We start from the raw sequence: 15,038 nt of genomic DNA, 5'->3' as shown, positions 1-15,038 counted from the left end.
CCGAGCCAGGCTTTACGCTAATGGGCGGTCCGGGACCATAAGAGAACCACAGCGCAAAGGAGAATCCAGTGCCGATTATCGAGCAGGTCGGGGCCCGCGAGATTCTGGATTCCCGCGGCAACCCGACGGTCGAGGTGGAGGTGGCTCTGATGGACGGCACCTTCGCCCGCGCCGCGGTGCCCTCGGGCGCATCGACGGGCGAGCATGAGGCCGTCGAACTGCGCGACGGCGGTGACCGCTACGGCGGTAAGGGGGTCAAGAAGGCAGTCCAAGCCGTACTCGATGAAATCGGCCCGGCTGTCATCGGCCTCAACGCCGACGACCAGCGGCTGGTCGACCAGGCGCTGGTCGACCTGGACGGCACGCCCGACAAATCCCGGCTGGGCGGCAATGCGATCCTCGGTGTCTCGCTGGCCGTTGCCAAGGCCGCCGCCGAATCGGCGGAACTGCCGTTGTTCCGCTACATCGGCGGCCCCAACGCCCACATCCTGCCGGTGCCCATGATGAACATCCTCAACGGCGGCGCACACGCCGACACCGCCGTCGACATCCAGGAGTTCATGGTGGCCCCGATCGGCGCCCCGAGCTTCGCCGAGGCGCTGCGCTGGGGTGCCGAGGTGTACCACGCGCTCAAGTCGGTGCTGAAGAAGGAGGGGCTGTCCACCGGTCTGGGCGACGAAGGCGGTTTTGCCCCCGACGTGGCCGGCACCACCGCGGCGCTGGATCTGATCAGCCGGGCCATCGAGTCGGCGGGTTTTCAGCTCGGCTCGGACGTGGCACTGGCACTCGACGCCGCGGCCACCGAGTTCTATACCGACGGCACCGGTTACTCCTTCGAGGGTTCGACCCGCACCGCCGAGCAGATGGCCGAGTTCTACGCCGGACTGTTGGCTTCCTACCCCCTGGTGTCCATCGAAGACCCGCTGTCCGAAGACGACTGGGACGGCTGGACCGCGCTGACGGCGTCGATCGGCGACCGGGTACAGATCGTCGGCGACGACATCTTCGTCACCAATCCGGAGCGGCTCGAAGAGGGCATCGAACGCGGCGTGGCAAACGCGTTGCTGGTCAAGGTGAATCAGATCGGCACGCTGACCGAGACACTTGACGCGGTGGCGCTGGCTCACCACAGCGGATACCGCACGATGATGAGCCACCGCAGTGGCGAGACCGAGGACACCATGATCGCCGACCTGGCGGTGGCGGTGGGCAGCGGACAGATCAAGACGGGCGCACCGGCCCGCAGTGAACGGGTCGCCAAGTACAACCAGCTGTTGCGGATCGAAGACACGCTCGGCGACGCCGCCCGTTACGCCGGCGACCTGGCCTTTCCCCGATACCTTGGGGACCAAAAATAGGTTGGCCGCCAACCTGAGGCGCGGCTGAAACGACATGCCCGACGCGAAACGACCCGATTCGAAACGCCGCTCCCCGGCTTCGCGGCCGGGGAAGGCCGGCGACACGTCCCGGGCCCGTCGCTCAGCGTCGCCGTCCCGGCCCGCGCCGTCGCCGGCCACTGGCCAGACCACCCGCACCCTGCGCGAGCATGTCGTCGAACCCATCAAGCGCTCGTTCACCGAATCGATGGAACAGCGGTCCGATCAGCGGCTGGGGTTCACCGCCCGGCGGGCGGCGGTGCTGGCCGCGGTGGTGTGTGTGCTCACGCTGACCATCGCCGGGCCGGTACGCACCTACTTCGCGCAGCGCACCGAGATGGAACAACTGTCCGCGACGGAAGCCGCGCTGCGTCGCCAGATCGCCGACCTGGAGCGGCAGAAGAACCAGTTGGCTGACCCGGCCTATATCGCGGCCCAGGCCCGCGAGCGTCTCGGGTTCGTGATGCCGGGCGACATCCCGTTTCAGGTCCAGCTTCCGCCGACAGCGGCGGTGTCGCCCCAGCCTCGCGGCGATGCGCCGACCCCGGCCAAGAACGAGCCCTGGTACACCGCGTTGTGGCACACCATCGCCGATGCGCCACACCTGCCGCCTGCCGCCGCCCCGGAGCCCACACCCGAGCCCGGTCCGCCCGGTGCGGTGCCGCCCAACCCGACGGCGCCCGGTGGTTGACCGGGCCGATCTTCAGGTGGTGGCGCGTCAGCTCGGCCGGGAGCCTCGCGGCGTGCTCGAGGTGGCTTATCGATGCCCCAACGGTGAACCCGGTGTGGTGAAAACTGCCCCGAAACTGTCTGACGGCACGCCGTTTCCGACGTTGTACTACCTGACGCATCCGGTGCTGACGGCGGCGGCGAGCAGGCTGGAGACCACCGGGCTCATGCGTGAGATGACCCATCGGCTCCGCTGTGACCCCGACCTTGCTGCGGCGTATCGGCGGGCACACGAGTCGTATCTGGCCGAGCGTGATGTCATCGAACCGCTGGGGACGGCGGTGTCGGCGGGGGGAATGCCCGACCGGGTGAAGTGCCTGCACGTGCTGATCGCGCATTCGCTGGCCAAGGGTCCCGGGGTGAATCCACTCGGCGATGAGGCGGTGGCGCTGTTGGCCGCCGAGCCGGCGGCAGCCGATTTGATTGTGGGGGAGCAGTGGCGATGAGTGGATCGAGACGACGAATCGCGGCGATCGACTGCGGTACCAATTCGATTCGCCTGTTGATCGCCGAGGCCACCGGCGCCCGCCTGCACGACGTGCATCGCGAAACGCGAATTGTCCGACTGGGTCAGGGAGTTGACGCGACCGGCGAGTTGGCCCCGGATGCTATCGCGCGGACCCGCGCAGCGTTGACCGACTATGCCGCATTGCTGCGGCTGCACGGTGTCGAGCGGGTACGAATGGTTGCCACGTCGGCCACCCGCGACGCCGCCAATCGCGACGCCTTTTTCGCGATGACGGCCGAGGTGCTGGGTGCCGTGATCCCTGGTTCGATGGCGGAAGTGATCAGCGGCGCCGCGGAGGCTGAGCTGTCGTTTCGCGGCGCGGTCGGCGAATTAGACAGCGCCGGTGCGCCTTTCGTGGTCGTAGACTTGGGCGGCGGCTCCACCGAGATTGTGCTGGGGAAGGCCGGTGACGAGGTGGTCGCGAGTTACTCGGCTGACATCGGCTGCGTCCGGCTGACGGAGCGCTGTTTGCACTCCGACCCCCCGACGGCGCGGGAGGTCGCCGCGGCCCGAAAGGTGGTGCGGGAGCGGCTGGCAGTCGCGTTGCAGGTGGTGCCCGTCGAGTCGGCTCGGACCTGGGTCGGCCTGGCCGGGACGATGACCACGCTGTCCGCGTTGGCTCACCGCTTGACGGCGTATGATGCTGCGGCCATTCACCTTTCGCGGGTGCCGGGTGATGAGTTGTTGATCGTGTGCGAACGGCTGGTGAAGATGACTCGCAAGGAGCGCGCCGCCCTGCCGCCGATGCATGAGGGACGGGTGGACGTGATCGCCGGCGGGGCGATTGTGGTCGAGGAGTTGGCGCGCGAGTTGCGCGACCGGGCCGGCATCGACGAGCTGACCGTCAGTGAGCACGACATCCTGGACGGTATCGTGCTGTCGCTGTCCGGATGAGTCACATCTGTCACAACAGCCACTGCCCGGGGAGACCCTCTTTGTGCCCACCTAATAGCGACAACTCCGGCCGATGTCATACCGGCATGCGACGGTTCGGCAATGAACACCATGCTTCGCGGAATCGAGCTTCGCTACGTGCTGACCATGCACCTGTCCCAACACGGACCGGCGACCATCACTGAAATGCTCGATGCGCTTGCCTGGCACGGATTTTCCGTGTGCGGCAGGGCATCCAAGGCCGTCTCGGACGCGTTGCGCTGGGAGATTGCACGCGGCCGGGTTCGCCGACTCGGCAGGGGTCGGTACGGCCCGTCGTACATCCCGCGAGCCACCGAATACCGGATTCATCGACGCGTGCTGGCGTTGCGGGCCTCGGCCCGGGCCCCGGCGAAGTCGCTATTAGGATTAGGTGGGCACAAAGAGGATCACCCCGGACAGTGACTCCTGTGGCAGCTGGGATTCAGGCCTCGAAGCGGTAGCCCATTCCGGACTCCGTCAACAGGTGCTTGGGATGCGACGGGTCATCTTCCAGTTTGCGCCGCAGCTGCGCCAGATACACACGCAGGTAATGGGTTTCGGTGGCATACGCGGGTCCCCAGACCTCCTTGAGCAATTCCTCGCGGCCGACCAGCTTGCCCCGGTTGCGGACCAGGACCTCGAGCATGCCCCACTCGGTCGGGGTCAGATGCACTTCGACACCGTTCTTGGTGACCTTCTTCGCGGCCAAATCGACGGTGAACGCGTCAGTTTCGACAACCGGCTGATCCACCTCCGACGCCGCGGCGTTGCGGCGCACCGCCGCGCGCAACCTGGCCAGAAACTCTTCCATCCCAAAGGGTTTCGTGACGTAGTCGTCGGCGCCCGCGTCCAGGGCCTCGACCTTGTCGGAGGAATCGGTGCGCGCCGACAACACGATCACCGGTGCCGACAGCCAGCCGCGGAGGCCGGCCAGCACGTCGATGCCCGAGATGTCGGGCAGGCCGAGGTCGAGGATCACCACGTCGGGCGGGTGTTCGGCGGCGGCGCGCAGCGCACCGGCGCCGGTCGAGGCGGTGATCACCTCGTAGCCGCGCACGGTCAGATTGATGCGCAGCGCCCGCAGGATGTGCGGCTCGTCGTCGATCACCAACACGCGGGTCATCGGTCACCGTTTTCCGGCGGTGCGGCCAGGTCGACCACGACGGTCAGACCGCCTCCCGGTGTATCTCCGGCCTGGACAGTCCCGCCCATGGCTTCGACGAAACCGCGGGCCACCGACATTCCCAGCCCGACTCCGGTGGTGTTGTCGTTATCACCAAGGCGCTGAAAGGGTTCGAAGATCTGGCTCTGGGTTCCGGGCGGCACTCCGGGACCCTCGTCGATGACGTTGATCAGCACGCGATCGCCCACCTGGCCGGCGTTGACCCGCACGACGCAGTCCGGCGCATAGCGCAGCGCGTTGTCGATCAGGTTGGCCAAGACCCGTTCCAGCAGGCCCGCGTCGGCCATCACCACGGCGCCTCCGACGTCGACCTTGACGCGGTCGATGGCCGACCGGTAGAAGCCGGTGGCACCCATGCCGATACTCACCAATGCGCGCTGCACCACCTCCTCCAGATACACCCGCTGCAGGTCCGGGTGCAGCACGCCGGCGGCCAGCCGCGACGAATCGAGCAGGTTTCCGACAAGTGCGGTGAGCGCGTCGATGGATTCTTCGATGGTGGCCAGCAATTCGGCGGTGTCGGCCGGGGAGAAGGCGATGTCGTGCGCGCGCAAGCTGGACACCGCAACCTTGGCCGCCGCGAGCGGGGTGCGCAGGTCATGGCTGACCGCGGACAGCAGCGAGCGCCGCAGCTCGTCGGCACGCACGATCGCCTCGGTGCGGCTGGCTTCTTCGGCCATCTCGCGCTGTCTGACCAGACCCGCGGCTTGTCGGGCCACCGCGTTGAGCACCCGGCGGTCCCGCGCCGACAGCTTTTTTCCGGCCATCAGCATCCAGAACTCGTCGTCACCGACCTCGATCGCCGTGTCAGCGGAATCGACTGTGGTGCAGGGGTCTTTGCCGACGGAGGCCACCACCTCACCGAAGGTACGGTCTTCGCCGGCGCGCTCGCGCAACATGCTGACCGCGCGTTGGGAGTACGTCTCGCGCACTCGTTCCAGCAGTGTTTCCAGGTCCGCGCCGCGCAGCACCGATCCGGCGAACAAGGTCAGCAGTTCGGCCTCCTGGGCGGCGCGGCGGGCTTCCCGGGCTCGTTTGGCCGCGCCGTCGACCAGCACCGCGACCGCGACCGCGACCAGCAGCAGGACCGCCTCGGTCACGGCCGCGGAAGGTTCGGCGATGGTGAACGTGTGCCGCGGATCGGTCAGGTAATAGTTCAGCAGCAGGCTGGACAACACCGCCGAAAGCACCGCCGGGGCAACGCCTCCCAGCAGCGCCACCACGAGGACTCCGACGAAGAACAGCGCGCTTTCGCCGCTGGTGTCCAGATAGCGGTCCAGCACGGCCACGGTGATCGCGCAGATCAGCGAGGGAACGACGACGGCCGCCAGCCAGGACGCCACTCGACGTCCCCGGGGCGCGACCGGGGTGGTTCGCAAGCCGCGCTTGGATTCCTCATGAGTGACCAGGTGCACGTCGATCTTGCCCGACCGCTCGACGATGGCCTGGCCGATACCGTCCTCCAACAGACGCGCCCATCGCGTCCGGCGCGAGGTGCCGATCACCAGCTGGGTGGCGTTGATTTCGCGGGCGAAATCCAGCAGGGCGTCGGCGACGTCGTCACCGACCACGGTATGCAGCGAGGCGTCAAGGCTGCCGGCCAGCTCCCGGATCTTGCTCATCCGCGCCCCTGACAGGCCCGCCAGCCCGTCACCGCGGATGACGTGCACCACCATCAGCTCGGCACTGGATTTCGACGCGATCCGCGACGCCCGCCGCACCAACGTCTCCGACTCCGGACCGCCGGTGACGGCCACGACGACGCGTTCGCGCGCTTCCCACAGGTCGGTGATCTTGTTCTCCGCGCGGTATCTTGCCAGCGCGGTGTCCACCTGGTCGGCCAGCCACAGCAGCGCCAGTTCTCTTAGTGCGGTGAGATTTCCGCGGCGGAAGTAGTTGGACAACGCCGCGTCGATCTTGTCGGGAGCATAGACATTGCCGTGGGACAGCCTGCGGCGCAACGCCTCCGGTGTGATGTCGATGAGCTCCACCTGTGCTGCCTGCCGCACGACGGAATCCGGCACGGTCTCTTGCTGTTGGATGCCGGTGATCTGGGCGACGACGTCGTTGAGGCTTTCCAGATGCTGAATATTCACCGTGGAGATCACGGTGATCCCGGCATCGAGCAACTCCTCGACATCTTGCCAGCGTTTGTGGTTTTTGCTGCCCGGGGTATTGGTATGAGCCAGTTCGTCGACCAGTACCACCTGGGGGTGGCGCGCCAGCACGGCGGGCACGTCGAGTTCGGGGAACATGGTACCGCGATACTCGACGTAGTGCGGCGGAATGATTTCGATACCGTCAAGCAGCACAGCGGTTTTCGTTCGTCCGTGGGTTTCGACCACGGCCGCCACCAGGTCGCTGCCGCGTTCCAACCGGCGGTGCGCTTCGCCGAGCATCGCGTAGGTCTTGCCGACTCCCGGCGCCGCCCCCAGATAGATGCGGAGTTCTCCGCGTTTGCGAGGGGGGTCGACGGCGCTCACACACCCATCATCCACCCGCAACGCTAGACCGGGTATCTGCGGTCGAGTTCCAGGTTGAGCCGCAGCACATTGACGCACGCCTGGCCGAAGATGCCGAGGGCGGGGCCGCTTTCCGTCTGCGCCACCAGCGCCCGTATCTGCTCCTGGCTGGCATGCCGCGCCCTGGCCACCCGGGGAATCTGCAGCTCGGCGTAGACCGGGGAGATATCCGGGTCCAGCCCGCTGGCGCTGGCCGTGACGGCGTCGGGCGGAACCTCCGGGACCTCCGGAGCCGCGCCGCGGATGGGCACGATCTGGCCGAGCGAGTAGTTCTCGCCGAACGTCGCGCATTGGACCGGCACGCCCTCGTAGCGGTCCAGAAACGGCTGCCTGCCGGCGGCGCACGGCTCGTTGACGCTGACGACTCGGACTGGGCGCGAGACATTGCCGCGCGGATCGCGGGGACCGATCACCGACAGCACGGCTCCGACACCGCCCGGCGTGCAGAACGGCCGTGATCCCCCCGCCTGGTTCAGGCCCTCGAATCGCGCCACCGCCGCACTGCGCGAACACACCTGGGTCAGCAGACTGGGCCGGAAACCGGCTTCGGCCGGACTTGCGCCGGCCGCCAGTTTTGCCGGGTTGGCCGGAGTATCCACGATGCTCTCCGGCCCCAGATTGCTGCCGCCGCTGGACAACGGGTTATATCCGGCACCTGCCGCCGAGGGCCGCCCCTGGAAGTACCGCGGTAACGGGCGCCCGGCGGCATCGAGGTACAACTGTCCGATCAGGCTGCTGCCGACCGGTTTACCGCCGGCATCGACCATGGAACCTTGCGCCTTGTCGTGCAGCCCGGGAAGCCACGCCACCAACCAGACCAGCAGCGGGTAGCCGAGGCCGAGGACGACCGTGAAAACCAGCAGGGCCCGCAGCGCGGCCCAATATTGGCGAACCATTTACGACATCCCGGGCAGTAGTTGGACGACCAGGTCGATGACCTTGATCCCGATGAACGGCGCGATCAGCCCGCCCACTCCATAGCGGTAGAGGTTGCGGCTGAGCAGTTTCGAGGCACGACTGGGCGTATAGCGCACACCGCGCAGTGCCAGCGGAATCAGCGCGACGATGACTACGGCGTTGAAGATGACCGCGGACAGGATGGCCGATTGCGGGCTGTGTAGCCGCATCACGTTGAGCAGATCCAAGCCGGGAAACAACGCCACGAACATCGCCGGGATGATCGCGAAGTACTTGGCGATGTCGTTGGCGATCGAAAATGTGGTCAACGCGCCGCGGGTGATCAGCAGTTGCTTACCGATTTCCACGATCTCGATGAGCTTGGTGGGATCGGAGTCCAGGTCCACCATGTTGCCGGCCTCCTTGGCGGCGGCGGTGCCGGTGTTCATCGCCACCCCCACGTCGGCCTGGGCCAGCGCGGGGGCGTCGTTGGTGCCGTCGCCGGTCATCGCAACCAGGCGGCCGCCGTGCTGCTCCCGTTTGATCAGCATCAGCTTGTCCTCGGGTGTGGCCTCGGCCAGAAAGTCGTCGACCCCGGCCTCGTCCGCAATTGCCTTGGCGGTCAACGGGTTGTCGCCGGTGATCATCACGGTGCGAATTCCCATCTGGCGCATCGCGTCGAACCGGGTCCGCATGCCCTGCTTGACCACGTCCTTGAGGTGGATGACGCCGAGCACCTGCGCCTTTCGATGATCCACCCGGCCCACCACCAGCGGAGTTCCCCCCGCAGCGGAGATGCCGTCGACAATGTGGCCCAGTTCGGCCGGAACCTCACCGCTGTTGCCGCGTACCCATTCGGCGACCGAGCTGGCCGCTCCTTTACGCAGCTTTCGCCCGTCCAGGTCCACACCCGACATCCGGGTCACCGCAGTGAATTCCACCCAGCAGGCGTCGTCGAGATCACCCGGTGTGTGGGCGCGCAATCCGTAGGCTTGTTTGGCGTAGACGACGATGGAGCGGCCCTCCGGCGTTTCGTCGGCCAGGCTGGCCAGCTGTGCCGCGTCGGCGAGCTCGGCGGCGCTGATCCCATGCACCGGAATGAATTCCGATGCCTCCCTATTGCCGAGGGTGATGGTTCCGGTTTTGTCCAGCAGCAGGGTGTTGACGTCACCGGCGGCTTCGACGGCCCGTCCGGACATCGCCAGCACATTGCGTTGCACCAGCCGGTCCATGCCCGCGATGCCGATCGTCGACAGCAGCGCCCCGATTGTGGTGGGAATCAAGCACACCAGCAGCGCGACCAGCACGATGCCGCTGATGCCGTCGGCGCCGAGGGCCGAGGTGTCGGGCACGCCGGGGTTGTTGGCCTTGGAGTAGATCGCCAGCGGCTGCAGCGTGGCGACCGCGAACACGAAGATGATGGTCAACGCCGCGAGCAGGATGTTGAGCGAAATCTCGTTGGGAGTCTTCTGCCGGTTGGCGCCCTCGACGAGCGCGATCATCCGGTCCACGAAGCTCTCACCGGGCTTTTGGGTGATTCGGATGACGATGCGATCCGACAGCACGGTCGTCCCGCCGGTCACCGAGGAGCGGTCGCCGCCGGATTCCCGAATCACCGGTGCGGATTCGCCGGTGATCGCCGATTCGTCCACTGAGGCAATGCCTTCCACGACGTCACCGTCGCCGGGAATCACTTCGCCCGCTGCGACAACCACGATGTCGCCGGGCCGCAACAGTGGCGCGGCGACGTCTTCCGGGATGGCGACACACGTGTCCAGCGCGCCCGGTGGCCAATCCCTGAGCCGGTGTGCGATGGTGTCGGCCTTGGCTTTTCGCAGGGTGTCGGCCTGCGCTTTGCCGCGTCCCTCGGCGACCGCTTCGGCGAGGTTGGCGAAAATGACCGTCAGCCAAAGCCAGAACACCACCAGCCAGCTGAACCAGGTGTTGTCGCCGAACGCCAGAATCGTCGCCCACCCGGCGCCGATCTCCACGATGAACATCACCGGATTGCGCCACAGGGTGCGCGGGTCGAGCTTGCGCAATGCGTCCGGCAGCGACTTCACCAGCAGCGCCGGATCGAGCAGGTGTTTGGCCGAAGTGGTTGTGCGTGTCACTGTTTCAGTGGATCCCTTCGGCGAGCGGCCCCAGCGCCAGCGCGGGCAGGAAGGTGAGTGCCACCAAGACGACCGTCACCCCGACCACCAGGCTGACGAACTGCGGCCGGTGGGTGGGCAAGGTGCCGGCCGACTCCGGGGTGGTCCCCTGTCGGGCCAGCGAACCGGCCAGCGCCAGCACCAGAATCATCGGCAGGAATCGGCCGAAGACCATCGCCAGGCCCAAGGCGGTGTTGTACCACTCCGTATTGGCCGCCAGACCCGCGAACGCCGAGCCGTTGTTGTTGGCCGCGGAGGTAAACGCATAGAGCACCTCCGACAGCCCGTGCGGCCCGGTGTTGGCCATGCCGGCCCGCTCGCCGGGCAGCGCCATTGCGGCGGCGGTGCCGACGAGCACGATCAGCGGAGTCACCAGGAAGTATCCGGCCGCCAGTTTCATTTCCCGCGGCGTGATCTTCTTGCCCAGATATTCCGGGGTCCGCCCGACCATCAACCCGGCGACGAACACGGTGATGACGGCCAGGATCAGGATGCCGTACAGGCCGGAGCCGGTGCCGCCGGGCGCGACCTCGCCGAGTTGCATGTTGAACAGCGTCATCATGCCGCCCAGGCTGGTGTAGGAGTCGTGGGTCGAGTCGACGGCGCCGGTGGACGTCAACGTGGTGGCGTCGGCAAAGACCGCCGAGTCGGCAACCCCGAAGCGCTGTTCGACGCCTTCGGTCGACGCACCCACCGCCGTGGGCACGGTGCCGTGGTGCTGCACCTGGAACAGCAGCATGGTGGTGAGGCTGACGGCGGCGATCACCGCGACGATCGCCGCGATCGCATAGCCCTGCCGCTTGCTGCCCACCAGCCGGCCGAAGGTGCGGGGCAGCGCGGAACTGATGACCAGCAACAGGAAGATCTCCACCCAGTTGGTCCAGGCGGTCGGGTTCTCGAAGGGGTGTGCGGAGTTGGCGTTGTAGAAGCCGCCGCCGTTGGTGCCGAGCTCCTTGATCACCTCCTGGCTGGCGACCGGACCGCCCGGGATGGTCTGCGGGGTGCCGGCCAGCGTGGTCACGACGTGATCGTTGAGATGGAAGTTCTGCACGACGCCGCCCATGACGAGCACGACCGCGCCGGCGACGGCTATCGGCAGCAGGATGCGCAGCGTGCCGCGCACCAGGTCCACCCAGAAGTTGCCGAGTTCGCCAGTGCGGTTGCGGGCGAACCCGCGGACGAAGGCCACGGCGACGGCCATGCCGACCGCGGCGGACACGAAATTCTGCACCGCCAAGCCGGCGATCTGCACCAAATGCCCCTGGGTCGATTCGCCGGAATACGCCTGCCAGTTGGTGTTGGTGACGAAGCTGACCGCGGTGTTCCAGGCCAGTGCGGGGGTCATCGGTGTGGCCGGATGGGCGAGGTGCAGCGGCAGCTTGCCCTGCAGTAGCTGCAGGGCGAACAGGAATATGATGCTCACCGCCGAAAACGCCAGCACGCTACGGGCATATGCGGCCCAGGTCTGTTCGGCTTCGGGGTCCGCCCCGACCAATCGGTAAATGAATCGCTCTGCGCGCCAGTGCTTTTCAGTGATGTAGACGCGGTACATGTAGTCGCCGAGCGGGACGTGAACCGCCACCAGCGCGGCGACCAGCAGCGCGAGGAACAGCACCGCTGCTGTGCCGTCGCTCATCAGAACTTCTCCGGAGACACCAGGGCCGCAACCAGCAATAGCGCGACGAGCACCGCAAGGGCCAGACCGACGGCGTTGGCGGTGCTCACAAATCCAACTTCAGCAGTGCGCTCAGCGCGGCAAAGACGGCCACGGTCAGCGCCAGGTAAACCACCACGGACATATCTGTCTTTCTCGACACGCATCGACAACCCTCTCCGGTAGAGGGCCAGACAGAGGCTAGGCGCGACCGAAGCAGGGCGGGAGCGGCCTTAACGGTTTCTTTACGGCGTCCACCCGCGAGTTTTACGACCGTTGCGGCGGTGCGGCTATCCGGTGTCCGCGCCCGGCCGGTCCATCATCGGCAGTCGGACCCGAAAGGCGGTGCGGCCGTGCGCGGACTCGGCAGTCACCGAGCCGTCATGCGCCTTGACGATCGAGTTGACAATGGCCAGGCCCAATCCATGGCCGGCCTCACCCGAGCGCGTCGTGTTGGCGCGTACGAACCGCTCGAACAGATGGGGTACGACGTCGGGGTCGATACCGGGCCCGTCGTCGCTCACCGTCAGCTCGGCGTAGGACCCGTTGGTCGCATCGGTATGGCAGGTGATCGCCGTGGTCACGGTGACACCGGGCGGGGTATGCACCCAGGCGTTGGTGAGTAGATTGCTGACGAGCTGATGCAGCCGGGCATGATCGCCGTTTACCCATACCGGCTCGTCGGGCAGCTCTTTGACCCAACGGTGGCTCGGCGCTGCCACCGTCACATCGTTCACGGCGTTCATGACCAGATCGGTCAAGTCGAGTTCTTCGGTTTGCAGGTCTTCGCCTTCACCCAACCGGGACAGCAGCAGCAGTTCGTCCACCAGTGATGCCATCCGCCGGGCTTCCGACTCGATGCGTGCCAACGCGTATTCGGTGGTGGGTGGCAGGGCCGAACTGTCTTGACGAGTCAGTTCCGCATAGCCCTGGATGGCGGCGAGCGGGGTCCGCAGCTCGTGGCTGGCGTCGGTGATGAATTGCCGCATCCGCAGATCGGATTCGACACGGTGCTGCAATGCGCTGTCGACGTTGTCCAGCAATCGATTCAGGGTGTGGCCCACGATGCCGACTTCGTTGTCCGGGTCGGTGTCTTCGGGCCGGACTCGCACGCCGATCCGGTGGTCCTCGCCGGCGAGCGGCAATGCCGCGACTTCGGCGGCGGTCGCGGCGAGCCGGCGCAGCGGCCGAAGGGCATATCCGACCACCCAGGCCGTGAGTACCGCCGTGATCACCAGCGCCGTGGCGACCAGCACGGTGGTGGTGATGTTCTTGCGGGAAATGATCTGGTCGGCGAGGTTGAGGGAGACGCCGACGATCAGTCGGTCGGATCCGGCGGCGCGGCTGGCAACCTGGTAGGAACCCAAGCTGCCCAAGGTTTCGACACGGGAGGGGCCGTCGTCCCAGGATTGGGCTTCGATGGCGCGGATGACGTCGGCCGGCGCGGGCTGTGGTTCGTCCTCGGAGAAGACGGCCGAGCCGATGACCACCCCGTCGCGCAGCACCGCGATGAGGTTGCCCGGGGTTTGCCCGGTGAACTCCAGCAGCGCCTGGGATACCGGGGGAGTGCCGGTATGTATCGACGTGTGCTCGCCATTGCGGTATCTGGCGTATGCGTGGCTGAGCGCATGTAAGGACTCCGCGACCTCTGCGTCGTTCATCGCGGTGACGTAACCGCGCAGGCTGAGTACGGAGACGGCGCCGACGGCCACCAGCACTACGGTCACGACAGCAAGCACGCCGAGCAGCAACTGCCCGCGTAACGAACGGGGAAACCAGCGAGGGGTGTTGCGGTCCCCGGTCACTGCCGGCTCATTCCGCTGGTCGCAGCATGTATCCAATCCCGCGGACGGTGTGGATCATCGGCTCGCGGTCGGCGTCGATCTTCTTCCTCAGGTACGAGATATAGAGGTCGACAATGCTGGTGCGTCCGGCGAAATCGTAGTTCCAGACCCGGTCGAGGATCTCGGTGCGGCTCAGCGCGCGGCGCGGATTGCGCATCAGGAACCGCAGCAATTCGAACTCGGTCGACGACAGCGATATCGGCGTCCCGCCGCGGGTGACTTCCCGGCTGGCGGCATCGAGCTTGAGGTCGCCCACTTTGAGGGATTCGTCGGCCGGGGGCGCCAGATGGCTGGAACGGCGCAGCAGTCCGCGCAGCCGAGCGACCAGTTCCTCGAGGCTGAACGGCTTGGTCATGTAGTCGTCGGCGCCTGCGGTCAGACCGGTGACCCGATCCATCACCGAATCCCGGGCGGTCAGGAACAGCGTGGGCGTGTAGTCGTCGGATTCGCGGACCCGCTGCAGAATCTGCAACCCGTCCACATCGGGCAGCATGATGTCCAGGACCAGAACGTCCGGGCTGATTCTTTCGAACTTGGCGATGGCTTCCCGGCCGTTGTGGGCTATCTCGACGTCCCAGCCTTCGTAATGCAGCGCCATCTTGACCAGATTGGTCAGCGCCGGCTCGTCATCGACCAGCAAAACCCGGATCGGTGAACCGTCGGCACGGTGAATGCGGGGCAGCTGCCCCAGGATGGCTTGGCGCGGACGTTGGCTGCGCGGTTGTCCGGTCATTGCGGTCATGTTTCCCCATACTGTCAAGCTCACATGGGATCGTCACGGAGGTCATAACAACCTCAAATGTAGCCATGCCCGGCCGCGTCCGGCGCTATCCGCGGGGACCTCTGGCGTATATGTGTTAGATGCAAGTTTTTGATATGCATTTTGTCGGTATGGGCTATTGGGGTGCCCACCTGCCCACTTGACAATGCTTCGCGGTTCGGCGGTTGCCGTGGCTATCGAATCCAGAGTTCGGTACCGACGGCCATCATTGAGCTGGTACCCGGCGCGGGTTACGCCGGCGATACCCCAGCCACGCCGGCTGAGCGAGGACAGGTAACACAAACAGGGATGGATTTTGGGGGACTGCCTGTTCGCGGGCATCCAGGGTGAGCACGTGGGGGTGGGGTTCCGGCGCTGGCGGTGAGCAGTGTGTGGGGTTGCGGTAACCCGATTTGTTGTTCGTGCTGCCGGGGCGGCACGGTGATCAGGTCAGTTGGTAGGCGACGGCCCTCCCGTCGTCTCTTCCCGGAGTGCTA

General features: G+C 66.4%; 13 protein-coding genes. 5 read left to right on the top strand and 8 right to left on the bottom strand.

Translation table 11 applies throughout. The annotated features are described in order from the left end of the window. The first annotated feature begins 68 nt into the window (after window positions 1–68). The 5 genes from eno to EET03_RS21390 all read left to right on the top strand — a co-directional run bounded on the left by eno (window position 69) and on the right by EET03_RS21390 (window position 3,951). Entirely contained in the window at window positions 69–1,358 is a 1,290-nt protein-coding gene (eno, locus tag EET03_RS21410) for a phosphopyruvate hydratase (RefSeq protein ID WP_099193721.1), read from the top strand. Window positions 1,359–1,392: 34 nt separating this feature from the next. Then, window positions 1,393–2,067: an FtsB family cell division protein gene (locus EET03_RS21405; RefSeq protein WP_063471147.1), complete on the top strand. Its 675-nt coding sequence runs from the start codon at window positions 1,393–1,395 to the stop codon at window positions 2,065–2,067. After that, window positions 2,060–2,551 (top strand): DUF501 domain-containing protein, encoded by a 492-nt coding sequence (locus EET03_RS21400; protein ID WP_075544835.1) that lies wholly within the window; start codon window positions 2,060–2,062, stop codon window positions 2,549–2,551. The genes EET03_RS21405 and EET03_RS21400 overlap by 8 nt, the downstream gene beginning before the upstream one ends. Next, window positions 2,548–3,507, top strand: coding sequence for a Ppx/GppA phosphatase family protein (locus tag EET03_RS21395; RefSeq protein WP_075544836.1), 960 nt, complete (start codon window positions 2,548–2,550; stop codon window positions 3,505–3,507). Before EET03_RS21400 ends, EET03_RS21395 begins: the two co-directional genes overlap by 4 nt. 102 nt (window positions 3,508–3,609) lie before the next feature. Beyond that, on the top strand, window positions 3,610–3,951 hold the full coding sequence (locus EET03_RS21390; RefSeq protein ID WP_075544837.1) for a hypothetical protein: 342 nt from the start codon (window positions 3,610–3,612) through the stop codon (window positions 3,949–3,951). A 19-nt stretch (window positions 3,952–3,970) separates the two neighbouring features. Here EET03_RS21390 and EET03_RS21385 read toward each other — a convergent pair whose 3' ends face one another. The 8 genes from EET03_RS21385 to EET03_RS21350 all read right to left on the bottom strand — a co-directional run bounded on the left by EET03_RS21385 (window position 3,971) and on the right by EET03_RS21350 (window position 14,523). Beyond that, on the bottom strand, window positions 3,971–4,651 hold the full coding sequence (locus EET03_RS21385; protein ID WP_075544838.1) for a response regulator: 681 nt from the start codon (window positions 4,649–4,651) through the stop codon (window positions 3,971–3,973). Further along, window positions 4,648–7,230 (bottom strand): sensor histidine kinase, encoded by a 2,583-nt coding sequence (locus EET03_RS21380; RefSeq protein WP_244232477.1) that lies wholly within the window; start codon window positions 7,228–7,230, stop codon window positions 4,648–4,650. Before EET03_RS21380 ends, EET03_RS21385 begins: the two co-directional genes overlap by 4 nt. Next, window positions 7,218–8,129, bottom strand: coding sequence for a potassium-transporting ATPase subunit C (locus EET03_RS21375; RefSeq protein WP_075544839.1), 912 nt, complete (start codon window positions 8,127–8,129; stop codon window positions 7,218–7,220). Before EET03_RS21375 ends, EET03_RS21380 begins: the two co-directional genes overlap by 13 nt. After that, window positions 8,130–10,244, bottom strand: coding sequence for a potassium-transporting ATPase subunit KdpB (kdpB, locus tag EET03_RS21370; RefSeq protein WP_075544840.1), 2,115 nt, complete (start codon window positions 10,242–10,244; stop codon window positions 8,130–8,132). A gap of 4 nt (window positions 10,245–10,248) precedes the next feature. After that, window positions 10,249–11,919 (bottom strand): potassium-transporting ATPase subunit KdpA, encoded by a 1,671-nt coding sequence (gene kdpA / locus EET03_RS21365; protein ID WP_075544841.1) that lies wholly within the window; start codon window positions 11,917–11,919, stop codon window positions 10,249–10,251. Beyond that, the gene (locus tag EET03_RS31855) at window positions 11,919–12,008 is read right to left on the bottom strand and encodes a K+-transporting ATPase subunit F (protein WP_075544842.1); all 90 of its coding nucleotides are present in this window, start codon (window positions 12,006–12,008) and stop codon (window positions 11,919–11,921) included. Before EET03_RS31855 ends, kdpA begins: the two co-directional genes overlap by 1 nt. 219 nt (window positions 12,009–12,227) lie before the next feature. Continuing rightward, window positions 12,228–13,742 (bottom strand): sensor histidine kinase, encoded by a 1,515-nt coding sequence (locus EET03_RS21355; RefSeq protein ID WP_075544843.1) that lies wholly within the window; start codon window positions 13,740–13,742, stop codon window positions 12,228–12,230. A 7-nt stretch (window positions 13,743–13,749) separates the two neighbouring features. Next, complete coding sequence (locus EET03_RS21350) at window positions 13,750–14,523, bottom strand: response regulator transcription factor (RefSeq protein WP_036401838.1); 774 nt, start codon at window positions 14,521–14,523, stop codon at window positions 13,750–13,752. Window positions 14,524–15,038: the final 515 nt, after the last annotated feature.

Origin of the sequence: Mycobacterium innocens, assembly GCF_900566055.1 — a bacterium.
Taxonomy (GTDB): domain Bacteria; phylum Actinomycetota; class Actinomycetes; order Mycobacteriales; family Mycobacteriaceae; genus Mycobacterium; species Mycobacterium innocens.
This window is presented reverse-complemented; position numbering and strand designations above follow the sequence as displayed.